Raw genomic sequence first — 21,390 nt, 5'->3', positions numbered from 1 at the left:
AGGTTCAGCTTACTTATGCAATCCGCACTCCGTCTTCTCTTGGCCCGACCAACGTCCCGCGCGCGGGTCTTCTCCAGGCATGACCTGGCGCGTGCAATGCTCGCAGCCGATGCTCGGATAGTGGTTGTCGTGCAGCGGATTGTACACAACGTTGTTCTCGCGGATGTAGTTCCAAACGTCTTCACTAGTCCAGCTAGCGATCGGGTTGAACTTCACCAGACCGAACTTCACGTCGTATTCGATCTTCTTCGCGTTAGCGCGAGTAGGCGCCTGGTCGCGGCGAATACCCGTAATCCAAGCCTCGTACTTCGACAGGATCTTCGTCAGCGGCTGTACTTTACGGATATCGCAGCATTTGTTCGCGTCGGACTTCCACAGCTCGTCGCCGAATTGCGCCGCTTGCTCTTCTGGAGTAATCTCCGGTTTAACTTCGACGAAAGGAATGCCAGGGTAACGCTCGGCCATGCGGTCGCGAGTTTCGTATGTCTCTTTGAAATGGAAATCCGTATCCAGATAGAAGATATCTGTCTTCGGGCTGATCTTCTGCAGCATGTCTACAAGAACAACATCCTCTGCCCCGAAGCTGCAGGCGAAAGTAATGTTCGGGAATGTTTCGACGGCGAAACGGATAATCTCTTCCGGCGTAGCGTTCTCCAGCTCGACGGCTTGCTTCGCGATAAGAGCTTCTTTCTCAAACAGATTCATGCGTATGACCTCCGTTATTAATTCCTAGTAATTTAGTCTGTATTACAAATTATACGCCTTTGGTGCGATGAGTTCAATGATAAGTTTTCACCATGTCATTCTTTATTAGATGAACCAAGGCATGGGCAAGTTCCTATACTGGGCGGTCGGCGCTCCCCTCGTGCTTACAGCAAAAAACGCCTGCTCTGTATACAGAGCAGACGTTTGAACGTTGGATTAACGTTTCGAGAACTGTGGAGCGCGACGAGCCGCTTTAAGACCGTATTTCTTACGTTCTTTCATACGCGGATCGCGAGTCAGGAAGCCTGCGCGCTTCAGAGCCGGACGGAACTCAGGGTCTGCTTTGAGCAGAGCGCGGGAGATACCGTGACGGATTGCGCCAGCTTGACCGGACATGCCGCCGCCGTTCGCGATAACCAGTACATCGTATTTCGACAATGTATCAGTCAGGTTCAGCGGTTGTTTTACGATCAGTTTGAGTGTTTCCAAACCGAAATATTCGTTCAGATCGCGTTTATTAACAATGATTCGTCCTTCACCCGGCACAAGACGTACACGTGCAACAGAGTGTTTACGACGACCGGTTCCATAGTATTGCACTTGAGCCATGAAACTTGTCCTCCTCTTTATTACCCGCGAAGCTCGTAGACTTCAGGGTTTTGGGCTTGATGTGGATGTTCCGCACCTGCGTAGACTTTCAATTTAAGCTTCATCTTGTTGCCAAGACGGTTCTTCGGCAACATGCCATGGACAGCGAATTCGATAACGCGTTCCGGCTTGTTCTTGATCATCTCTCCTGCAGGAGTAACCTTCAGGCCACCTGGGTACATGGAGTGACGGTAGTATTTCTTGTCGGCCATCTTGTTACCTGTCAAAACAATCTTCTCTGCATTGATGACGATAACGAAATCGCCTGTGTCAACGTGTGGTGTAAATTGCGGTTTGTGTTTGCCGCGGATCAGGCTTGCAGCTTCGCTTGCAAGACGACCGAGCGTTTTGCCTTCCGCATCGATGACGAACCATTTACGCTCAACTTCATTTGGCTTAGCCATATAGGTGGTACGCATGGATGATCCTCCTTAATTCTGTGCATTCATCGTTTTTATAACAACGTTTCCGTTGGTTTGTTATTCATGGTTGGAACTTGCTTTTGCGGCCATTCTTAGTCGGGGCTGTGGGAGAGCCACTAAGAAAGCACAAGTTATATTCTACTATAAAGCCCAGCGAATCGCAAGCGCTATTTCTACGCTTCGTCTATCCTTATCAAGACGGGACACCTAGACCTTAGTCGGGATTTCTTATCGTTCAACGGACGGTTCCGGTTAGCCTCTCCATTTTGTTACAATCAATCTATCAAAGCGGCGTCCTTAGCCTCTTCACCACGCGAACGGAACGCTTATATAAGGAGAGACACGATCTATGAATCCACGATCTACCTTCGGCACCATTCTTGTCGTCATCGGACTAATCGGCTTATATTACGTCTTCACGAACGATGGAAAGCCGCCGCTGGAGGCTATGAAAAACTATTTCACCTCTGAGATCAACCGGGAAAAATCCGTAGATATCGCTGGTATCCGGAACATCGAAGTGGAATCGAACAACCTTGACGTTCATGTCGTCCGCGGCAATGGTCAACAGGCGGTTCTAACGCTGCAGGGCCGTGCCTCGAAGCCGATCATCAACGATCTGAGCTTCGATTATGAGAAGGAGGATGACACGCTTCATATCGCGTTAAAAGGCAAAACCGGCTTTCAATTCGGCTTCAGCTGGTCCAGCGTCAAGCTTACGGTCGCGTTACCCGAACACGCTTGGCAGGATCTCGACATCGTCGTAGACAGCGGAGATATCCAGCTCGATAACCAACAATTCGCAAACGTGAACATCCAGACTGATTCCGGCGATATCGAAGCGAAACGGCTTGCCGTAACCGATAAGCTGGAGCTATCGATTGACAGCGGAGACGCCGAGCTTGAAGAAGTGTCCGCCCAGACGATCGATCTGGAGGCCGACAGCGGCGATATCACGGTCAAAGACTACACCGCCCAGCGTATCGACTTCAGCGTAGGAAGCGGAGACGTCTTCATCGGACAGGGTACGGCCGCCCTTCATGGTTCGACCAGCTCCGGCGATATAACCGTCGAAGCCGAAGAACTGCTGTATGACTCCGAGCTGGAAGCCTCCAGCGGCGACGTTACCGTCGAGCTCGACGAAGATCCGCGATCTTTGTTCGTTGAATTCGAAGCTGGATCTGGTGACGGCGTCATTCGCAAGGACGGTTTTACGTACGAGGAAGGCTCTCGTGGCGCGGACCTTATCAGAGGCTCCTTCGGCGATGGCGATATCAGGCTTCAAGTTACTACAGGCTCGGGAGATTTCGTCCTGAAATAGAGAATCTTTATAATCCGGTGCTGCCGCAGCGCCGGATTTATTCGTTCCCATCCGCTTTATTCATCATCCTCGTCATCCACCGCTGCCGACGGCGGCTCAGTAAGCTCGTACGGATCGCCATACTCTACATTCACGAGCATAAGTCCGTGAGGCATGGCGGTCGGACCGGCTAGCGCCCTTGACTTCCCATCCAGGATCCGCTTCATATCCTCCGGCTTCAGCTTCCCTTGCCCGACCCACAACAGGGTACCCATAATGACGCGCACCATGTTATACAGGAAACCATTCCCCGTGATATACATGTGTAACGCATCGCCCTCCCGTTCAAAATAAGCCTCGTAAACGGTTCGCACATGGTGAGGCTTCGTGGAGCGGATGGAAGTGAATGAAGTAAAGTCATGCCTCCCGACAAGATAAGCAAGTCCTTCTGCCATCGCGACCACGTCCAGCTTGGTCGGATGATGGAAACGATAGCTTCTGGCGAACACGTCCGGGAATTTGCCAAGGTCGATCGAATAACGGTACGTCTTGCGTTTGGCCGAACGTCTGGAGTGGAATATGTTCGGCACATCCCAAGCATCCAGGATGACAATATCTTTGGGCAAACGCGTATTTAGCGCAATCGCCCAGCGCACGGTAGGAATCGTAGAGGACGTATGGAAGTTGAATACCTGTCCCATAGCATGAACGCCCGCATCCGTTCTTCCGGAGCCGATAATGATAATGTCCTCGCCCGTCAGATGCTTGATCGCCTTCTCGATCTCGTCCTGAACCGTCCTGCCGTATGGCTGCGACTGGAATCCATTGAAGCCGGCTCCGTCGTAGCTTACCTTGACGCATATGTTCCGCATACCGATCCCCCGTCCATCCGCTAACTAGTCTTACCCTTGCAAACAAAAAAAGGTGGCCTCAAGGGTCCACCCTTTCTATGTGTGGTTTAAGTCTTACGCGCGGTCAACCAGCTCAAGGTAAACCATAGGCGCGGAATCGCCGCGACGTGGTCCAAGCTTCAGGATACGAGTGTATCCGCCTGCGCGCTCCGAGTAACGAGTAGCCAGCTCGGAGAACAGCTTTTGGATTGCGTCTTGCTCACCGTTAACGGATTCGCGACGAACGTAAGCTGCTACTTGACGACGAGCGTGAAGATCACCTTTCTTAGCTTTAGTGATCAGTTTTTCAGCGATGGAGCGAACCTCTTTCGCTTTAGCTTCAGTCGTTTGAATGCGCTCATACAGGAACAGATCAGTAACGAGGTCACGGAACAAAGCTTTCCGCGCGCTAGCGTCACGTCCTAGTTTTTGATATGCCATCTTGTTTTCCCCTCCCTTGCTCGGTTGTCAAATCTCGGTTGTAGTAAAGATCTACTCTTCGACGCGGAGACCCAGACCCAGCTCTTCGAGCTTCTCTTGAACTTCCTCAAGCGACTTGCGGCCCAGGTTGCGGACCTTCATCATGTCCTCTTCGGATTTCGTGATCAGCTCTTGAACGGTGTTGATGCCCGCGCGCTTCAAGCAGTTATATGAACGTACGGAAAGATCCAGCTCTTCGATGGTCATCTCCAGAACTTTCTCTTTCTTGTCCTCTTCCTTCTCAACCATGATCTCCGCATCTTTGGCTTCATCCGTTAATCCAACGAACAAGTCCAAGTGCTCGGTCAATATTTTAGCGCCGAGGCTTACCGCCTCTTCAGGGCGAATACTGCCATCCGTCCATACTTCCAGCGTCAGCTTGTCGTAGTTCGTGACTTGGCCGACGCGTGTGTTTTCTACGCTGTAATTAACGCGAGTAATGGGCGTGTAGATCGAATCGACAGGAATGACGCCAATCGGTTGATCGTCACTCTTGTTCCGGTCCGCTTGCACGTAACCGCGTCCCCGATTAGCAAAAATCCGCATATGGAGGCGCGCGCCGGAGGCCAAGGTCGCGATGTGTAGATCAGGGCTTAAAATCTCGACATCGCTATCAGCTCGAATGTCGCCAGCTGTTACGTTGCCTTCGCCTTCCGCATCGATTTCCAGCACCTTCTCTTCGTCGGAGTGGATCTTCAGCGACAGGCCTTTCAGGTTCAGGATGATCTCGGTAACGTCCTCGATCACTCCGGGAACCGTTGAAAATTCATGCAGCACGCCGTCGATTTGCACCGACGTAACAGCCGCACCAGGCAGAGACGATAACAGAATTCGGCGAAGCGAATTTCCTAGCGTCGTGCCGTATCCGCGTTCCAGCGGCTCGACCACGAATCGTCCGTAGGTTCCTTCATCGTTCAGTTCTACGGTTTCGATTTTCGGCTTTTCGATCTCAATCACAATAGTACCCTCCTTCAAACGTCGCTCCGTTACCTAGTCGTGTTTATGTCTAATCTCGTAGTATGCCAAACCTTCACAACCATTATTCACAAGTTGTTGTTATTTGATACCACCAGAAATCCGACTATACGCGACGACGTTTTGGCGGGCGGCATCCGTTATGCGGAACTGGCGTTACGTCCTTAATAAGGTTAACTTCCAATCCAGCAGCTTGAAGCGAACGGATAGCGGCTTCACGGCCTGCGCCTGGTCCTTTAACCATAACTTCGACCGTTCTCATGCCGTGCTCCATAGCTGCTTTCGCAGCGGATTCGGCAGCCATTTGAGCGGCAAACGGGGTGCTTTTGCGGGATCCCTTGAAACCAAGGTTGCCGGAGCTAGCCCATGAGATTGCGTTACCGTGCGGGTCGGTGATCGTAACGATCGTGTTGTTGAACGTGGAACGGATATGTGCCACGCCGCTGTCAATATTTTTCCGGTCGCGACGTTTCGTACGAACGACCTTTTTTGGTTTAGCCATTGATCATTATCCTCCCTTCTTATTTCTTCTTGTTCGCTACAGTACGACGAGGACCTTTGCGCGTGCGAGCGTTAGTTTTCGTACGTTGACCGCGAACAGGAAGACCGCGACGGTGACGAAGACCACGGTAGCAGCCGATCTCAGTCAGACGTTTGATGTTAAGCGAAATTTCGCGACGCAGGTCGCCTTCCACTTTAACGTTTTTGTCGATGGCTTCGCGCAAACGAGCCAGCTCATCCTCAGTCAGATCGCGAACGCGAGTGTCTGGGTTAACTTCCGTGGAAGCCAGGATTTTTTGCGAAGTCGTTTTGCCGATACCGAAAATATACGTCAGGGCGATTTCAACGCGCTTGTCGCGCGGAATATCTACACCAGCTATACGTGCCATGGGCTATATTTCCCTCCTTTTATCCTTGTTTTTGTTTGTGTTTCGGATTTTCACAAATCACCATTACGTTGCCTTTGCGACGAATGACTTTGCACTTCTCGCAAATCGGCTTAACCGAAGGTCTAACCTTCATTGTGATTACCTCCCGAATCTTTCGTGGGCAAACCGCTGGAAACGGCCTACTTCCGATAGGTGATGCGCCCTCTCGATAAATCGTAAGGCGATAACTGAATGACCACTTTGTCTCCGGTCAGGATGCGGATGAAATGCATTCTGAGCTTACCGGACACATGGGCGAGAATCTGATGACCGTTCTCCAGTTCCACCTTGAACATGGCATTAGGCAACGGCTCGATAACCGTACCTTCGACCTCAATGACGTCTTCTTTAGCCAACCGTCATTCTCCTTTCGCATACGCAAACTTCTGAATCACATAACGCAACTTGGCATTGGTCACCCTGCCGGAATCTTGCAAGCTGTTTGTTACCTCTTGACTGATGGCAGGCTGTAACTCGAGATGCAGAACGTTCTTCTTCTTCGGAGAATCGAATCTGCGCTTGTTGCCGTCCGCGATCAATACGAATTTATCGTCGATGATCCCAATGATAACGGCATAGCTTTCTTCGTCCTTCCCCCGAAGCACTTTGACGAACTGACCAATCTGCGGACGAGCATCCATGGGTTAGCCCTCGGGCTGCTTCGGCAGAATCGTCAGGATTTCAAAGCCGTCCTCCGTGACAGCAACCGTGTGCTCGAAGTGAGCGCACCAGGAACCGTCCCGCGTTACGACTGTCCAATCGTCCTCGAGCGTCCGGACATATCGTTCACCGATATTGACCATTGGCTCGATTGCAAGCACCATACCCGGCTTCAGCCGCGGCCCTCTGTCCGGCGTTCCGTAGTTCGGTATTTGCGGCTCTTCATGAAGATCCGCGCCGATTCCGTGCCCTACGTACTCCCGAACAACGGAGAATCCCGCTGCTTCGATTACCTTCTGGATGGCGTGCGATATCGTATAGAGTCTAACATCCGGCTTGATGAGCGCAAGACCCGCATAAAGCGATTCCTCCGTTACGTCAAGCAGTCTCTGAACCTCAGGCGTTACGCTCCCGACCGCATAGGTCCAAGCGGAGTCGCCGTGATAGCCTTCGTACTGCGCGCCGATGTCGATGCTAATAATATCGCCCTCGTTCAACTTGCGTGATCCAGGGAAGCCGTGCACCAGCTCGTCATTGACTGAAGCGCATATGCTGGAAGGAAATCCATTGTAACCTTTAAACGAAGGAATCGCGCCTTGGCTTCTAATGTACTTGTCGGCGATTTCGTCGAGCTCACCCGTGGTGACGCCCGGTTTGACCGCCTGAGCCATTAGTCGATGCGTTTCCGCAACGATGCGTCCGGCTTCCCTCATTAATCGCAGCTCCGATTCGGATTTGCAAATGATCATTACAACGTACCTTTCAAGCAGGAAACGATATCGGATGTCACGACATCAATATCTTTCTCGCCGTCGACTTCGCGCAGGAGACCTTTACCGCTGTAGTAATCAAGCAGTGGTGCCGTCTTGGACGTATATTCGTCCAGGCGCGTTCCCACTTTCTCCTCTGTATCGTCGGAACGTTGATACAGCTCTCCGCCGTCTTTATCGCAGATGCCGGAGGCTTTCGGAGGGTTGAACATTACATGGTAGGTCGCACCGCAAGATTTGCAGATGCGTCTGCCCGTCAAACGAGCAAGCAGCAATCCGCGGTCAACTTTTAAGTTTACTACATGATCTATGCCCCGGTCCAGTTCCGCCAGCATAACATCAAGCGCTTCGGCTTGCTGCAGCGTGCGCGGGAACCCGTCGAGCAAAAATCCTTTTTGGCAATCTTCCAGAGCAAGACGCTCTTTCACGATGCCGTTTGTAATTTCATCCGGAACAAGCAGACCTTGATCCACGTATTCCTTCGCTTTCAAACCAAGCGGCGTGCCTTGCTTCATCGCAAGACGGAAAGCGTCGCCTGTCGAAATGTGCGGGATGCCGAACTCTTCTACGATCCGCTCCGCTTGCGTCCCCTTGCCGGCTCCTGGAGGGCCCATGAATAAAATGTTCATTACCGTGTTCCTCGCTTTAAACACAATAGGCTCGTTCGGGCTACGCGCGAATCGCATTGGCGCGTCAGCCCGCATTCGAACCTATTGTTATTTATTGATAAACCCTTTGTAATGGCGTTTGATCAACTGGCTCTCGATCTGCTTCATCGTGTCGAGCGCAACGCCGACTACGATGAGGAGGGAAGTGCCGCCAAGCTGCACCGTACGCGGTAATCCAGCAAGTGCTCCGAAGAACACCGGAAGAACAGAGATGACCGCTAGGAAGATGGCTCCCGTCAGCGTAATCCGCGACATAACTTTCGTTAAGTATGCGGATGTCGGCTTGCCAGGACGAATGCCCGGAATGTATCCGCCATTCTTCTTCATCTGATCTGCCATTTGCACCGGATTAATTTGCACGAACGTGTAGAAGAACGTGAAGCCGATAATCAGCAATACGTACAGGACCATGCCGAGCGGCCGGTCGTAGTTCATATTGTCGATGATCCACTGCGCCCAAGCTTTATCGGACCAGAAGTTCGCGATCGTAACCGGGAACATGATCAGGGAAACCGCGAAGATAACCGGGATTACGCCCGCGCCATTCACCTTCATCGGGATATGGGTCGATTGTCCGCCGTACATCTTGCGTCCGACAACACGCTTCGCGTATTGAACCGGAATCTTCCGAATGCCTTGCTGGATGAAGATAACGCCGACGATAATCGCGATGATCGCGACTACGATCAGAACCATCTTCGCAATGTTCAAGAACAATTGATCTTCCGCGCCTACGAATTGGGATTCGTAAATCGTGCGAATGTGGCCAGGGATACCGGCTACGATCGCCGCGAAGATCAAGATCGAGATACCGTTGCCGATACCTCTCTCCGTAATTTGCTCGCCAAGCCACATCAGGAATGCCGTACCGGCAGTCAGGATGATCGCGATCAGCAAGTAATCCACGAAGGTTGCGCCCGGAATCATCGTGTAGGTGAACTGGCGGTTGAAGCCGATCGCCGTAGCGAAGCCTTGCACCAAACCTAAGATAATCGTACCGTAACGCGTCATTTGAGCAAGCTTGCGCTTGCCGTTCTCGCCTTCCTTCGCCCATTCCGCAAATTTAGGGATAACGTCCATCGATAACAGCTGCACGATAATCGAGGCTGTAATGTATGGCGTGATCCCGATCGCGAAGATGGAGAATTGGAAGAGCGCGCCGCCCGAGAACGTGTTCAGCAGGCCGAACAAGTCAGCGCCCGCCGAATCAATATTCTCGAATACGGATTTATCTACCCCCGGCACCGGAATGAAGGAGCCGATACGGTAGATCAATAGAATGAAAAGTGTGAAAAGGATCCGAGTTCTCAGATCCGACACTTTCCAAATGTTGGACACGGTTGTGAACAATTAGATCACCTCGGTTTTACCGCCGGCAGCCTGGATTTTCTCTACCGCAGATTGAGAGAACTTTTTCGCTTTTACAGTAAGCGCTACTGTCAATTCACCATTACCCAAGATCTTGATTCCTGCCAAAGGATTTTTTACAATTCCTTGTTCAAGAAGAACCGCTGGTGTAACTTCAGTACCTGCTGCAAAGCTGTTAAGCTCTTCAATGTTAACAATCGCGTATTCCGTACGGAACGGGTTGTTGAAACCACGTTTCGGTACGCGACGGTACAACGGGTTTTGACCGCCCTCGAAACCAGGACGAACGCCGCCGCCGGAACGAGCGTTTTGACCTTTGTGACCTTTGCCTGCCGTTTTGCCGTTACCGGAACCGATACCGCGACCTTTGCGCTTAGGCGCTTGGGTCGAGCCCGGAGCTGGTGCTAACTCATGCAATTTCATCGTTCGTGCACCTCCTTATAGATTTCGTTATGTCCGATCTGTATCTTAAACTTCTTCGACTTTAACCAGGTGGTTAACCGCGTTAACCATGCCGCGGATAGCCGGGCTGTCGTTAAGAACGACCGATTGACGAATTTTGCGAAGGCCGAGCGATTCAACCGTAGCGCGTTGTTTCTCGTTGCGGCCAATCAAACTGCGAACGAGGGTGATTTGCAATTTTGCCATCGTATGTCCCTCCTTAACCTAACAGCTCTTCGACTGTTTTGCCACGCAGCTTTGCAACGTCTTCCGCACGTTTCAGACGGGAAAGACCTTCCAGCGTTGCGTTGACCATGTTCAGGGAGTTCGAAGAACCAAGGGATTTCGTTAAAATGTCGCCTACGCCGGCAAGCTCGAGAACCGCGCGAACCGGACCGCCTGCGATAACACCTGTACCCTCGGAAGCCGGCTTCAGGAGAACTTCTCCAGCGCCGAAATGTCCGATTACAAGGTGAGGAATCGTTGTATTTACGAGTGGTACATGGATCAGGTTTTTCTTCGCGTCTTCAATACCTTTGCGAATCGCATCAGGTACTTCGCCCGCTTTACCGATCCCTGCGCCAACGTAGCCTTTACCGTCGCCTACAACTACAAGCGCGCTGAAGCTGAAACGGCGTCCGCCTTTAACAACTTTCGCAACGCGGTTGATATGAACGACTTTTTCAGTCAGTTCTAACGTATTAGGATCTACACGCAAGTCATTTTACCTCCTTATTAGATGATTAGAAACTCAAGCCTGCTTCGCGAGCCGCTGTAGCCAGCGCTTGAATTCTGCCGTGATACAAGTAGCCTCCGCGGTCGAATACCACTTCGGTTACGCCTTTTGCTTGTGCGCGTTGTGCAATCAGTTGGCCGACTTTAGCAGCAGCTTCAACGTTGCCGCCGTTGCCGATCGCTTCAACCAGTTCCTTATCCTTCGTGGATGCGGAAGCCAGAGTTACGCCTGCTACGTCGTCGATCAATTGCGCGTACATGTGCTTGGAGGAACGGAATACAGACAGACGCGGACGTGCTGCTGTGCCGTTGATTTTTTTACGAACGCGAAGGTGTCTTTTCAGACGGGCCTTGTTCTTGTCGCCTTTTGTAATCATGTTCGGGTCACTCCTTTCCTTTTGCCTTAGGAAGCTATAGCAAGGAACGCTTCAGGTTCCTTATTTCTTCTTACCAGCTTTACCTTCTTTGCGAAGGATGCGCTCGCCTTCGTACTTGATACCTTTGCCTTTGTATGGCTCAGGCTCGCGTACGGAACGGATTTGAGCGGCAACTGCGCCTACGCGCTCTTTGTCGATACCGCGAACGATAATCTTCGTGTTAGCCGGAACATCAAACTCAATGTTTTGCTCTGGTGTAATCTCAACCGGGTGAGAGTAACCAACGTTGAGCACGATTTTGTCGCCGGATTTGTTAGCACGGTAACCTACGCCTACAAGCTCCAGATTTCTTGTGAAGCCTTCAGTAACGCCTGTCACCATGTTCGCCACGATCGAGCGAGTCGTTCCGTGCAGGGAACGGTGCAATTTATTATCGGAAGGACGTTCGATCACGATTTCGTTTTCCGCAACGTTCACTTTCATGTCTTTGTGAATTTCGCGGGAAAGCGTGCCTTTCGGTCCTTTTACAGTAATAACTGTGTTATCCAAGTTGATGGTTACGCCAGCAGGCACTTGGATTGGTTTACGACCAATACGGGACATTGTTACACCTCCTGTCTTTCTGACTTATTTCTTACCAAACGTAGCAGACAACTTCGCCGCCGGATTTCACCTGACGCGCTTCTTTGTCTGTCATAACACCTTTGGACGTGGAGATAATCGCGATTCCAAGTCCTCCGAGTACGCGCGGCACTTCTGTAGCTTGCGTGTATACGCGAAGACCAGGCTTCGAGATACGCTTCAGACCAGTGATAACGCGTTCTTGGTTAGGGCCGTATTTCAAGAAGATACGGATAATCCCTTGTTTGTTGTCCTCGATATATTCAGCATCGCGGATAAAGCCCTCGCGCTTCAAGATTTCGGCGATTTGCTTCTTCACTTTCGAAGCCGGCATTTCAACCGTTTCATGACGAACGACATTGGCGTTGCGAATGCGTGTCAACATATCTGCAATCGGATCAGACATAACCATTTGTGTGAACCTCCTTCCCGAACTAGGCTAAATTACCAGCTTGCTTTTTTAACGCCAGGAATCTGGCCCTTGTATGCTAACTCGCGGAAACAAATCCGGCAAATTTTAAACTTTTGCAAAACAGAGTGCGGACGGCCGCAACGCTCACAGCGCGTATAAGCGCGCACTTTGAACTTAGGTGTGCGTTGTTGCTTCACTTTCATCGAAGTTTTTGCCACTGGGTATTACACCTCCTAGAAGTGGATTACTTCGCGAACGGCATGCCCATTTGGGTCAGCAGCTCACGAGATTCTTCGTCCGTTTTTGCCGTCGTCACGATGACGATGTCCATACCACGAACTTTATCAACTTTATCGTATTCGATCTCTGGGAAGATCAGCTGCTCTTTAAGACCCAGCGTGTAGTTCCCGCGTCCGTCGAACGCTTTAGTCGATACACCGCGGAAGTCACGTACGCGTGGAAGCGAGATGTTGAACAGCTTGTCGAGGAAGTGATACATACGCTCGCCGCGCAGTGTAACCTTAACCCCGATCGGCATGTTCTCACGAAGCTTGAAGCCTGCGATAGACTTCTTCGCGCGAGTGACAACCGGTTTTTGACCGGAAATGATGCGGAGCTCTTCAACCGCAACATCCAAAATTTTGGAGTTGGAAACTGCTTCGCCAACACCCATGTTGATTACGACTTTCTCAATTTTCGGTACTTGCATTACCGAAGTATAGTTGAACTTCTGCATCAGAGCAGGAGTGATTTCATTAAGAAAGCGACCTTTCAGTCTTGCTGTCATAGATCATGGACCTCCTTTCCTACCATAACGATTAGTCGATCTGTGCTCCGGATTTTTTTGCAATCCGAACTTTCTTGCCGTTATCCAGCACTTTGTAGCCGATGCGGGTTACTCCGCCGCTCTTCGGATCTACGTGCATCACGTTGGAAACGTGGATTGGAGCTTCTTGCTCGATGATTCCGCCTTGCGGGTTCGCTTGGGAAGGACGCGAATGCTTCTTCACCATGTTAACGCCCTCTACAAGTACGCGGTTTTCACGAGGATAAGCTGCGATGACGCGGCCCTTCTTGCCTTTGTCCTTGCCGGAAATGACGATGACCGTATCATCTTTCTTCACGTGCAGCTTATTGTTATGGGATTCCAATACTTTTTTCAGCCTTGGCATTTGTTACACCTCCTGCTCGCTAAGCTATCAGGCATTTATCGGGTCGTTCTTAGATTACTTCTGGTGCAAGCGATACGATTTTCATGAAATCCTTATCGCGAAGCTCACGGGCAACTGGTCCGAAGATACGAGTGCCGCGAGGGCTCTTGTCTTCTTTCACGATTACCGCTGCATTCTCGTCGAATGCGATGTAGGAACCGTCTTTACGGCGTACGGAACGCTTTGTGCGAACGATAACCGCTTTAACTACGTCACCCTTTTTGACAACGCCGCCTGGCGTTGCTTGTTTGACGGAGCAAACGATCAGATCGCCGATATGACCTACGCGACGGCCAGTGCCGCCCAGAACGCGGATACACATCAATTCTTTCGCGCCGGAGTTGTCGGCAACTCTCAAACGTGTAAATGGTTGAATCATTTTAACGTCCTCCTTTCAGCAGAGAAATGCTTGGGTCGATCAAACGCTATTTAGAGAACAACGGCAACTTCAACGACTTCAACCAGTCTGAAGCGCTTGTCTTTGGATAATGGACGAGTCTCCATGATTTTCACAGTGTCGCCAATTTTCGCTTGGTTGTTTTCGTCATGCGCTTTGTACTTCTTCGTGTACTTAATGCGTTTATGGTACAAATCATGCTTTTTGTAAGTTTCTACAGCCACCACGATTGTTTTATCCATTTTGTCGCTTACGACTTTGCCGATCTGAACTTTGCGGGCATTGCGTTCGCTCATGTTCTTCCTCCTTCCTTCATCCGTGATCGTACTTGTATGGGTAAGGATTTATTAGCTGCTGATTCCGAGTTCTCTTTCACGCAAAACGGTTTTAGCACGAGCTATTTCCTTACGCACGTCACGAATCCGAGTCGGGTTATCCAGTTGGCCAGTAGCCAATTGGAAACGAAGGTTGAACAGCTCTTCTTTGAAACCAGCGATTTGTTGTTCAATCTCAACAGAGGTTAGGTTGCGAAATTCACTAGCCTTCATTTGCTTCACCACCCACTTCTTCGCGTTTCACGAACTTCGTTTTGACAGGCAGTTTGTGAGCCGCAAGGCGCATTGCTTCACGAGCTACTTCTTCAGGTACGCCGGCAAGCTCGAACATGATTTTGCCCGGTTTAACAACGGCTACCCATTTCTCTACGTTACCTTTACCGGAACCCATCCGCACCTCGAGAGGCTTCTGAGTGATCGGTTTGTCAGGGAAGATCTTGATCCATACTTTACCGCCACGCTTGATGTAACGTGTCATCGCGATACGAGCAGCCTCGATTTGGCGGTTCGTGATCCATGATGGCTCAAGCGCTTGAAGACCGTATTCGCCGAACACTACTGTAGTGCCGCCTTTAGCGCGACCTTTCATATTACCGCGTTGTTGCTTGCGGTGTTTTACACGTTTAGGTACCAACATGATTAGTTGCCTCCTTCCTGGGGAGCTACTTTCTTCTTCGTAGGAAGGACTTCGCCGCGGTAGATCCATACTTTTACGCCGATACGGCCGTAAGTCGTATGTGCTTCAGCTGTGCCGTAGTCGATGTCTGCGCGCAGTGTATGAAGCGGAACAGTACCTTCGCTATAGCCTTCCGTACGTGCGATCTCAGCGCCGCCAAGGCGTCCGCTAACCGCAGTTTTGATTCCTTTAGCGCCAGCTCTCATCGAGCGTTGGATCGCTTGTTTCAGTGCGCGACGGAAAGATACGCGGCGCTCCAGTTGTTGTGCGATGCTTTCAGCTACCAAGATAGCGTCCAGATCCGCTTGTTTGATTTCGGAGATGTTGATGTGAACTTTTTTGCCTTTAGTAATCTTGCCAAGCTCCGTACGCAGGTTCTCAACTTCGGAACCGCCTTTGCCGATTACCATACCCGGCTTCGCCGTTTGGATCGTTACGTTCACGCGGTTAGCCGCGCGCTCGATCTCAATGTGGGAAACTGCCGCGTCTTTCAGCTTGTTCTTCAAGTACTCACGGATTTTCACGTCTTCCAGAAGAAGATCGCCAAAGTCTTTGCCAGCGTACCATTTGGATTCCCAATCACGGATAATCCCGACACGAAGGCCGACTGGATTTACCTTTTGACCCACACGTTATCCCTCCTTATTTTTCAGATACCACCAAAGTGATGTGGCTGGTTCTTTTGTTAATCCGGCTAGCACGTCCCATAGCGCGAGGACGGAAACGTTTCATAGTTGGTCCTTGGTTCGCGAATACTTGCGATACGACCAATTTGTTAACGTCTAGCTGGTAGTTATGCTCAGCGTTCGCAATCGCGGAGTTGAGCAGCTTCTCGATAATCGGGGAAGCCGATTTCGGCGTGTGGCGCAGGATAGCGATTGCTTCGCCAACTTGCTTGCCGCGAATCAGATCCGCTACGAGCTGCGCTTTGCGAGGTGCGATACGTACGAATTTAGCGTGCGCTTTAGCTTCTGGCATGTGGGAACCTCCTCTCGTTCATTAGGAAATATAGAAGGGCAAATTAGCGTCTGCCCGTTTTTTTGTCATCGCTCGCATGGCCTTTGTAAGTACGAGTCGGTGCGAACTCACCGAACTTATGTCCTACCATGTCCTCCGTTACGTATACCGGCACGTGTTTACGTCCGTCATATACCGCAACTGTGTGTCCGATGAATTGCGGGAAAATCGTCGAACGGCGGGACCATGTTTTGATAACGACCTTTTTGTTTGTTTCGTTCAGATCCTCGACTTTCTTCATCAGATGATCGTCGATGAATGGACCTTTCTTCAAACTGCGACCCATATGGAATCCTCCCTTCGCGTAGGCGCTGGCGTGAGACTTCTCTCACGCGCATTGTATCAAGCGGCTATTACTTCGTGCGACGACGAATAATGTATTGGCTCGATGCTTTCTTCTTCTTGCGAGTTTTGTAGCCGAGTGTCGGTTTGCCCCATGGGGACAACGGCGACTTGCGTCCGATTGGAGCGCGGCCTTCGCCACCACCGTGCGGGTGATCGTTCGGGTTCATAACTACGCCGCGAACTTCTGGACGTTTGCCAAGCCAACGGGAACGGCCGGCTTTACCGATTTTCACGAGCTCGTGGTCTTCGTTGCCTACGGAACCGATAGTAGCGCGGCAAGTAGCCAGAATGCGACGAACTTCGCCGGAGCTCAGACGTACCGAAACGTAATCTTCTTCTTTACCCAGCAACTGAGCTTCTGTACCCGCTGCGCGAACCAACTGGCCGCCTTTGCCTGGTTTCAGCTCGATGTTGTGGATAACTGTACCGACAGGGATGTTTTTCAGCGGCAATGCGTTACCGATTTTGATGTCCGCGTCTGGACCGGAAACGATTTTGTCGCCTACTTTCAAGCCTTTCGGTGCAATGATGTAAGCTTTCGCGCCGTCAACGTAATGGATCAGAGCGATGTTGGAAGTACGGTTCGGATCGTATTCGATCGTCGCAACGTTACCCACAACGCCATCCTTCGTACGTTTGAAGTCGATGATACGGTATTTACGCTTATGTCCGCCGCCATGGTGGCGAACCGTAATTTTACCTTGGTTGTTGCGGCCTGCTTTCTTGAACAGAGGAGCCAGCAACGATTTCTCCGGTGTGCTTGTCGTAATCTCTTCGAAAGTGGATACCGACATGTTACGACGTGCAGGAGAGGTCGGTTTGTACTTTTTGATTGGCACTTGTATTCCCTCCTTTTCTATACAGACGTTTCAAAGAACTCGAGTTCTTTGCTGTCATCGCTCAGTTGAACGATTGCTTTCTTCCAGTCAGGTCTATATCCGCTATGTCTGCCATAACGTTTTGGTTTACCCGCAACACGCATTGTGTTAACGCCGGTTACTTTTACGTTAAAGATTTGCTCAACGGCTTGTTTGATTTCGGTTTTGTTCGCGCGAAGGTCTACTTCAAACACATAACGTTTGGCAGCCATGAAATCGCTCGTACGTTCCGTAATAACCGGGCGCTTGATAATATCGCGAGGATTTTTCATTACGCAAGCACCTCCTGTACTTTCTCAACTGCATCTTTAGTGATAATCAGCTTGTCGTATACAAGCACATCGCGAACATTGATGCCGTCAGCAGCGACGAACTTCACGCCAGGGATGTTGCGAGCGGACAATGCTACATTATCCTCGTAGTTAGCCGTAACAACCAGTGCCTTGCGGTCGACTTTCAGGTTGCTCAGGATACCTTTGAATTCTTTCGTCTTAGGAGCCGCGAATGTCAGTTGATCCAGAACGATGATGCTTTCTGCAATCACTTTGGAAGACAGAGCGGATTTAATCGCAAGACGACGAACTTTCTTAGGCAATTTGAAGCCGTAAGTGCGTGGCGTAGGACCGAATACAGTACCGCCGCCAACCCATTGCGGGGAGCGGATCGAACCTTGACGCGCGCGGCCTGTGCCTTTTTGTTTCCAAGGCTTGCGACCGCCGCCGCGTACTTCGGAGCGACCTTTCGTTTTGTGCGTTCCTTGACGCTCAGCAGCTTGCTGCAGTACAACAGCGCTGTGCATAACATGAGCATTAGGCTGGATGCCGAATACGCTATCGGCCAGTTCCAATTCGCCTACTTGCGAACCGCTCACGTTGAATACTGTTACTTTAGGCATTTCGTGTTCCTCCTTTCTTCAAGAGCGATTAGTTCTTAACCGTTTGTTTTACTTTAACGAAGCCGTTTTTAGGGCCCGGTACGGAGCCTTTGACCAGAATCACGTTGCGTTCTGCGTCTACACGGATAACTTCGAGCTTTTGAATCGTGATTGTCTCGTTGCCCATATGTCCTGGAAGGCGTTTGCCTTTCGGTACGCGGTTCGCTTGAATCGAACCCATGGAGCCTGGTCCGCGGTGGTAGCGGGAACCGTGAGACATTGGTCCAGTGCTTTGTCCCCAACGTTTGATAACGCCGGCAAAGCCTTTACCTTTCGAAATACCTGTTACGTCAACAAATTCGCCCTCTGCGAACAAGTCGGCTTTCACTTCCTGGCCAACTTCGTACTCGCCAAGGTTAATCCCGCGAATTTCACGAACGTAGCGCTTAGGAGTCGTTCCAGCTTTCTTAGCGTGGCCGATCTCAGGCTTGTTCGAACGTTTCTCTTTCTTATCGGAGAAACCAAGCTGAACAGCTTCGTAGCCGTCGGTTTCTACGCTCTTCTTCTGAATAACCACGTTAGGACCAGCTTCGATTACAGTAACTGGAACTACGTTGCCTTCAGCGGTAAATACTTGAGTCATTCCAAGTTTTTTCCCTAAGATACCTTTCATGTTGACACCTCATTTCCTCTCTATGATCGTCTATGCTTTCTTACAGCTTGATTTCGATATCTACACCGGATGGCAGATCCAAACGCATCAGCGCATCAACCGTTTGCGGCGTAGGATTCACAATATCGATAAGGCGCTTGTGTGTGCGCATTTCGAATTGCTCACGGGAATCCTTGTACTTGTGTACCGCGCGGAGAATGGTGATGATTTGCTTTTCCGTTGGCAACGGAATCGGCCCGGATACGCCTGCACCGGAACGTTTTGCAGTTTCCACGATTTTCTCAGCGGATTGATCAAGAATTCTGTGATCGTATGCTTTCAAGCGGATACGAATCTTTTGCTTTGCCATATAAGTCCCTCCTTCTTTCGCCCAATTTTTTAATCGGACATACTCCGTGAGAAAACCCGTCACTAGCCCCATGGCAAAGGAGCCGGGTGTGTCGGCAACCTCTCACATCAACGCAACGTCAGACCAACAGTCAATATTATATCGAATTGAGTGGGCGATTGCAACTAAAACCTTCAGCTTTCTGCATAAAAGATAAAAAAGCCGAATCCCGCTTGGGGACTGGCTTTTCGATAGGGCTGGAAGATTGGATCGGTTGGCGTAAATAATGCCATTGATCTCTTTCTTCTATAATATATAACTTCAATGTCGCGCTACGCGCTTCCGAGTAGGTATGGCTTCCGGCCGCTGTTAAACATCGTGTTCCTTTCATTAGATATAAGGTTGGAACACGACGTTTAAAGGCGGACGTAAACTCCTCCAGCCATACCTACTCTCCAGCACTCGACACACCTTGCAAACCCAAACCTCAAAACAAACACCAAACATCAACCTTAACCCAACACCACGCGGTCGTCGGCCATCTTCTTGCCGCTGATTTGTTCGAACTCGCCGAGCAGCTGCTCGACGGTCAGGTCTTTTTTTCGATCTTCGTTCACCTGCAAAATGATTTTGCCTTTGTCCATCATGATGAGACGGTTGCCGAGACGGATGGCCTGCTCCATGTTATGCGTGACCATCAGTGTTGTGAGATTCATCTCGCGGACAATGGTTTCGGTGAGCGTCGTTACTAGCTCCGCACGGGCTGGATCGAGGGCCGCCGTATGCTCGTCGAGGAGCAGGATCTGGGGGCGCGTGAATGTCGCCATCAGCAAGCTTAGTGCCTGGCGTTCGCCGCCGGATAGAAGACCGACCTTGGCACCCATTCGGTTCTCGAGACCGATGCCGAGACGGCTCAGCTCGTTGCGGAATATGGCGCGGGTTTTGCCGCTAACGCCGAACGAGAAGCCGCGCGGCTTGCCCCGTTTGTAGGCGATCGCCAAGTTCTCTTCGATTGTCATGCGCGGAGCGGTGCCCGCCATCGGATCCTGAAAGACGCGGCCGATCCAACGGCTGCGTTCGAATTCAGAAATTTGGCTTACGTCCTGATTCTCGATGTAAACTTTGCCTGCATCAGGCTTCATGACGCCAGAAATAATATTCATAAGCGTTGATTTACCGGCGCCGTTACTGCCGATAACCGTGACGAAGTCTCCGGGCTTGAGAATCAGGTTAGCGCCCAGTAGTGCAATCTTCTCGTCCAACGTACCGGGGTTAAATAGCTTAGAAACGTTCTCGATTTTCAGCATTATCGGGCACCTCCATTCCTGCCGGTCGTAAGCGATGCTAATACGTCTTCCGTTCGCTTCTTCGCCATCGATTTCTGCTTCACTGCTCTGCGAATGGTCGGAACGACAAGAGCGCCGATTATGATAACCGCGGTAATGAGCTTCATATCCTGCGCATCCAGCCATGGTACGCGAAGCGCCAGTGCATAAATGATGCGGTAGATGATTGCGCCGAGAACAACCGCAATGACAGCCCGAAGAATCGATTTGGACCCGAATATCGCCTCTCCGATAATGACGGAAGCCAAGCCCACGACGATCATCCCTATGCCCATCGTGTTGTTGGCCGAATTTTGGGAGAAGGCGATTAGTGCGCCCGAACAGGCAACAAGCGCGTTGGACAAGGATACGCCTAATATGGTTGTCGTATCGGTATTCGCGCCGAAGCTGCGGATCATGCGATTATTATCGCCTGTCGCTCGCAGACTGAGACCCATGTCCGTCTTGAAAAATAATACAAGAGCAATCATGACTGCGATAACGAGACCGATTCCAATCACCAAAACCGACACTGATTCGAATAGGTTTGCTTCGCCGCGAAGGGAAACAACCGGCTTCCCTAGTATGCGAAGGTTAATCGAATATAAGGCTATCATCATAATAATCCCGGATAACAATCCGTTAATCTTGCCTTTGGTATGAAGCAAGCCCGTGCACATCCCTGCTAAACCCCCACCGATGAATGCATATACGACCGCGAGCCATGGCGGGCTTCCGGCTATCGTCATGACCGTGCCGATCGCTGCCCCCGTCGTGAAGCTGCCGTCCACCGTGAGATCCGGAAAGTCAAGAATGCGAAACGTTATATATACGCCAAGAGCCATTAATGCATACAGCAATCCGCTTTCAACGGCTCCTATCATCGATGTCATCATTGCATTCCCCTCCTTTTTCCATGGAAAATGGGGT

At 50.8% G+C, this 21,390-nt stretch carries 38 protein-coding genes; 1 reads left to right on the top strand and 37 read right to left on the bottom strand.

Annotated features, from left to right (window positions below; all coding sequences use genetic code 11):
- Positions 1 to 9: 9 nt before the first annotated feature.
- The 3 genes from NQZ67_RS25985 to rplM all read right to left on the bottom strand — a co-directional run bounded on the left by NQZ67_RS25985 (position 10) and on the right by rplM (position 1,772).
- Positions 10 to 705 carry a phosphoadenylyl-sulfate reductase gene (locus tag NQZ67_RS25985; RefSeq protein WP_257451735.1) on the bottom strand — a complete coding sequence of 232 codons (696 nt, stop codon included), beginning with the start codon at positions 703 to 705 and terminating at the stop codon, positions 10 to 12.
- Positions 706 to 921: 216 nt separating this feature from the next.
- Positions 922 to 1,314, bottom strand: coding sequence for a 30S ribosomal protein S9 (rpsI, locus tag NQZ67_RS25980; RefSeq protein WP_028609625.1), 393 nt, complete (start codon positions 1,312 to 1,314; stop codon positions 922 to 924).
- Between the two features lie 20 nt (positions 1,315 to 1,334).
- A complete protein-coding gene (gene rplM / locus NQZ67_RS25975) occupies positions 1,335 to 1,772 on the bottom strand; it encodes a 50S ribosomal protein L13 (RefSeq protein ID WP_257451731.1) in 438 nt (145 codons plus the stop codon).
- 352 nt (positions 1,773 to 2,124) lie between these two features.
- On the opposite strand from rplM, the gene NQZ67_RS25970 reads away from it, so the two are divergent.
- Positions 2,125 to 3,096, top strand: a complete 972-nt coding sequence (locus tag NQZ67_RS25970; protein WP_257451730.1) for a DUF4097 family beta strand repeat-containing protein — start codon at positions 2,125 to 2,127, stop codon at positions 3,094 to 3,096.
- A 56-nt stretch (positions 3,097 to 3,152) separates the two neighbouring features.
- Here NQZ67_RS25970 and truA read toward each other — a convergent pair whose 3' ends face one another.
- The 34 genes from truA to NQZ67_RS25800 all read right to left on the bottom strand — a co-directional run bounded on the left by truA (position 3,153) and on the right by NQZ67_RS25800 (position 21,356).
- Positions 3,153 to 3,947, bottom strand: a complete 795-nt coding sequence (gene truA, locus NQZ67_RS25965; protein ID WP_257451729.1) for a tRNA pseudouridine(38-40) synthase TruA — start codon at positions 3,945 to 3,947, stop codon at positions 3,153 to 3,155.
- Positions 3,948 to 4,040: 93 nt separating this feature from the next.
- On the bottom strand, positions 4,041 to 4,406 hold the full coding sequence (gene rplQ / locus NQZ67_RS25960) for a 50S ribosomal protein L17 (RefSeq protein WP_119602780.1): 366 nt from the start codon (positions 4,404 to 4,406) through the stop codon (positions 4,041 to 4,043).
- A 51-nt stretch (positions 4,407 to 4,457) separates the two neighbouring features.
- Positions 4,458 to 5,402, bottom strand: coding sequence for a DNA-directed RNA polymerase subunit alpha (locus NQZ67_RS25955; protein ID WP_257451728.1), 945 nt, complete (start codon positions 5,400 to 5,402; stop codon positions 4,458 to 4,460).
- A 124-nt stretch (positions 5,403 to 5,526) separates the two neighbouring features.
- Entirely contained in the window at positions 5,527 to 5,922 is a 396-nt protein-coding gene (gene rpsK / locus NQZ67_RS25950; protein ID WP_116050217.1) for a 30S ribosomal protein S11, read from the bottom strand.
- A gap of 19 nt (positions 5,923 to 5,941) precedes the next feature.
- Positions 5,942 to 6,310 carry a 30S ribosomal protein S13 gene (rpsM, locus tag NQZ67_RS25945; protein ID WP_087570330.1) on the bottom strand — a complete coding sequence of 123 codons (369 nt, stop codon included), beginning with the start codon at positions 6,308 to 6,310 and terminating at the stop codon, positions 5,942 to 5,944.
- 19 nt (positions 6,311 to 6,329) lie between these two features.
- Positions 6,330 to 6,443, bottom strand: a complete 114-nt coding sequence (gene rpmJ, locus NQZ67_RS25940) for a 50S ribosomal protein L36 (protein ID WP_003333770.1) — start codon at positions 6,441 to 6,443, stop codon at positions 6,330 to 6,332.
- Between the two features lie 46 nt (positions 6,444 to 6,489).
- Positions 6,490 to 6,705 (bottom strand): translation initiation factor IF-1, encoded by a 216-nt coding sequence (gene infA / locus NQZ67_RS25935; RefSeq protein ID WP_015847200.1) that lies wholly within the window; start codon positions 6,703 to 6,705, stop codon positions 6,490 to 6,492.
- A 3-nt stretch (positions 6,706 to 6,708) separates the two neighbouring features.
- Complete coding sequence (locus NQZ67_RS25930) at positions 6,709 to 6,990, bottom strand: KOW domain-containing RNA-binding protein (protein WP_257451718.1); 282 nt, start codon at positions 6,988 to 6,990, stop codon at positions 6,709 to 6,711.
- A gap of 3 nt (positions 6,991 to 6,993) precedes the next feature.
- Positions 6,994 to 7,758 (bottom strand): type I methionyl aminopeptidase, encoded by a 765-nt coding sequence (gene map, locus NQZ67_RS25925; protein ID WP_257451717.1) that lies wholly within the window; start codon positions 7,756 to 7,758, stop codon positions 6,994 to 6,996.
- Positions 7,758 to 8,408 (bottom strand): adenylate kinase, encoded by a 651-nt coding sequence (locus tag NQZ67_RS25920; RefSeq protein WP_257451716.1) that lies wholly within the window; start codon positions 8,406 to 8,408, stop codon positions 7,758 to 7,760. The genes map and NQZ67_RS25920 overlap by 1 nt, the downstream gene beginning before the upstream one ends.
- Before the next feature lie 87 nt (positions 8,409 to 8,495).
- Positions 8,496 to 9,797 carry a preprotein translocase subunit SecY gene (gene secY, locus NQZ67_RS25915; protein ID WP_257451714.1) on the bottom strand — a complete coding sequence of 434 codons (1,302 nt, stop codon included), beginning with the start codon at positions 9,795 to 9,797 and terminating at the stop codon, positions 8,496 to 8,498.
- Positions 9,798 to 10,238, bottom strand: coding sequence for a 50S ribosomal protein L15 (gene rplO, locus NQZ67_RS25910; protein ID WP_257451712.1), 441 nt, complete (start codon positions 10,236 to 10,238; stop codon positions 9,798 to 9,800).
- Between the two features lie 45 nt (positions 10,239 to 10,283).
- Positions 10,284 to 10,463 (bottom strand): 50S ribosomal protein L30, encoded by a 180-nt coding sequence (rpmD, locus tag NQZ67_RS25905; RefSeq protein WP_257451710.1) that lies wholly within the window; start codon positions 10,461 to 10,463, stop codon positions 10,284 to 10,286.
- 13 nt (positions 10,464 to 10,476) lie between these two features.
- Positions 10,477 to 10,974, bottom strand: a complete 498-nt coding sequence (gene rpsE, locus NQZ67_RS25900; RefSeq protein WP_119803816.1) for a 30S ribosomal protein S5 — start codon at positions 10,972 to 10,974, stop codon at positions 10,477 to 10,479.
- A gap of 25 nt (positions 10,975 to 10,999) precedes the next feature.
- Entirely contained in the window at positions 11,000 to 11,368 is a 369-nt protein-coding gene (gene rplR / locus NQZ67_RS25895; protein ID WP_257451704.1) for a 50S ribosomal protein L18, read from the bottom strand.
- 60 nt (positions 11,369 to 11,428) lie between these two features.
- Positions 11,429 to 11,971 (bottom strand): 50S ribosomal protein L6, encoded by a 543-nt coding sequence (gene rplF / locus NQZ67_RS25890; RefSeq protein WP_257451701.1) that lies wholly within the window; start codon positions 11,969 to 11,971, stop codon positions 11,429 to 11,431.
- 31 nt (positions 11,972 to 12,002) lie between these two features.
- Entirely contained in the window at positions 12,003 to 12,401 is a 399-nt protein-coding gene (gene rpsH / locus NQZ67_RS25885; protein WP_087570321.1) for a 30S ribosomal protein S8, read from the bottom strand.
- A 32-nt stretch (positions 12,402 to 12,433) separates the two neighbouring features.
- Positions 12,434 to 12,619, bottom strand: a complete 186-nt coding sequence (locus tag NQZ67_RS25880) for a type Z 30S ribosomal protein S14 (RefSeq protein ID WP_013312154.1) — start codon at positions 12,617 to 12,619, stop codon at positions 12,434 to 12,436.
- A gap of 26 nt (positions 12,620 to 12,645) precedes the next feature.
- Positions 12,646 to 13,188, bottom strand: a complete 543-nt coding sequence (rplE, locus tag NQZ67_RS25875; RefSeq protein ID WP_257451699.1) for a 50S ribosomal protein L5 — start codon at positions 13,186 to 13,188, stop codon at positions 12,646 to 12,648.
- 31 nt (positions 13,189 to 13,219) lie between these two features.
- Entirely contained in the window at positions 13,220 to 13,573 is a 354-nt protein-coding gene (rplX, locus tag NQZ67_RS25870; RefSeq protein WP_257451697.1) for a 50S ribosomal protein L24, read from the bottom strand.
- A 49-nt stretch (positions 13,574 to 13,622) separates the two neighbouring features.
- On the bottom strand, positions 13,623 to 13,991 hold the full coding sequence (rplN, locus tag NQZ67_RS25865; RefSeq protein WP_087570318.1) for a 50S ribosomal protein L14: 369 nt from the start codon (positions 13,989 to 13,991) through the stop codon (positions 13,623 to 13,625).
- Positions 13,992 to 14,041: 50 nt separating this feature from the next.
- On the bottom strand, positions 14,042 to 14,305 hold the full coding sequence (gene rpsQ / locus NQZ67_RS25860; RefSeq protein WP_068679351.1) for a 30S ribosomal protein S17: 264 nt from the start codon (positions 14,303 to 14,305) through the stop codon (positions 14,042 to 14,044).
- Positions 14,306 to 14,356: 51 nt separating this feature from the next.
- Entirely contained in the window at positions 14,357 to 14,557 is a 201-nt protein-coding gene (gene rpmC / locus NQZ67_RS25855; RefSeq protein WP_119803804.1) for a 50S ribosomal protein L29, read from the bottom strand.
- Positions 14,547 to 14,981, bottom strand: coding sequence for a 50S ribosomal protein L16 (gene rplP / locus NQZ67_RS25850; protein ID WP_119602796.1), 435 nt, complete (start codon positions 14,979 to 14,981; stop codon positions 14,547 to 14,549). Before rplP ends, rpmC begins: the two co-directional genes overlap by 11 nt.
- A gap of 2 nt (positions 14,982 to 14,983) precedes the next feature.
- Positions 14,984 to 15,649: a 30S ribosomal protein S3 gene (rpsC, locus tag NQZ67_RS25845; RefSeq protein ID WP_257451696.1), complete on the bottom strand. Its 666-nt coding sequence runs from the start codon at positions 15,647 to 15,649 to the stop codon at positions 14,984 to 14,986.
- Between the two features lie 13 nt (positions 15,650 to 15,662).
- Positions 15,663 to 15,998, bottom strand: a complete 336-nt coding sequence (gene rplV, locus NQZ67_RS25840) for a 50S ribosomal protein L22 (protein WP_257451695.1) — start codon at positions 15,996 to 15,998, stop codon at positions 15,663 to 15,665.
- Positions 15,999 to 16,041: 43 nt separating this feature from the next.
- A complete protein-coding gene (rpsS, locus tag NQZ67_RS25835) occupies positions 16,042 to 16,323 on the bottom strand; it encodes a 30S ribosomal protein S19 (protein ID WP_257451693.1) in 282 nt (93 codons plus the stop codon).
- Positions 16,324 to 16,390: 67 nt separating this feature from the next.
- Positions 16,391 to 17,221, bottom strand: coding sequence for a 50S ribosomal protein L2 (rplB, locus tag NQZ67_RS25830; protein WP_257451691.1), 831 nt, complete (start codon positions 17,219 to 17,221; stop codon positions 16,391 to 16,393).
- A 17-nt stretch (positions 17,222 to 17,238) separates the two neighbouring features.
- A complete protein-coding gene (gene rplW / locus NQZ67_RS25825; RefSeq protein WP_257451688.1) occupies positions 17,239 to 17,532 on the bottom strand; it encodes a 50S ribosomal protein L23 in 294 nt (97 codons plus the stop codon).
- Entirely contained in the window at positions 17,532 to 18,155 is a 624-nt protein-coding gene (rplD, locus tag NQZ67_RS25820; RefSeq protein WP_257451685.1) for a 50S ribosomal protein L4, read from the bottom strand. Before rplD ends, rplW begins: the two co-directional genes overlap by 1 nt.
- 28 nt (positions 18,156 to 18,183) lie before the next feature.
- Positions 18,184 to 18,807, bottom strand: a complete 624-nt coding sequence (gene rplC, locus NQZ67_RS25815) for a 50S ribosomal protein L3 (protein WP_257451683.1) — start codon at positions 18,805 to 18,807, stop codon at positions 18,184 to 18,186.
- A gap of 40 nt (positions 18,808 to 18,847) precedes the next feature.
- A complete protein-coding gene (gene rpsJ, locus NQZ67_RS25810; RefSeq protein WP_005544556.1) occupies positions 18,848 to 19,156 on the bottom strand; it encodes a 30S ribosomal protein S10 in 309 nt (102 codons plus the stop codon).
- Between the two features lie 491 nt (positions 19,157 to 19,647).
- The gene (locus tag NQZ67_RS25805; RefSeq protein WP_257451669.1) at positions 19,648 to 20,442 is read right to left on the bottom strand and encodes an ABC transporter ATP-binding protein; all 795 of its coding nucleotides are present in this window, start codon (positions 20,440 to 20,442) and stop codon (positions 19,648 to 19,650) included.
- Positions 20,442 to 21,356, bottom strand: a complete 915-nt coding sequence (locus tag NQZ67_RS25800; RefSeq protein ID WP_257451667.1) for an ABC transporter permease — start codon at positions 21,354 to 21,356, stop codon at positions 20,442 to 20,444. The genes NQZ67_RS25805 and NQZ67_RS25800 overlap by 1 nt, the downstream gene beginning before the upstream one ends.
- Positions 21,357 to 21,390 lie beyond the last annotated feature (34 nt).

It is taken from the genome of Paenibacillus soyae, assembly GCF_024623455.1.
GTDB classification, from domain to species: Bacteria; Bacillota; Bacilli; order Paenibacillales; family Paenibacillaceae; genus Pristimantibacillus; species Pristimantibacillus soyae.
This window is presented reverse-complemented; position numbering and strand designations above follow the sequence as displayed.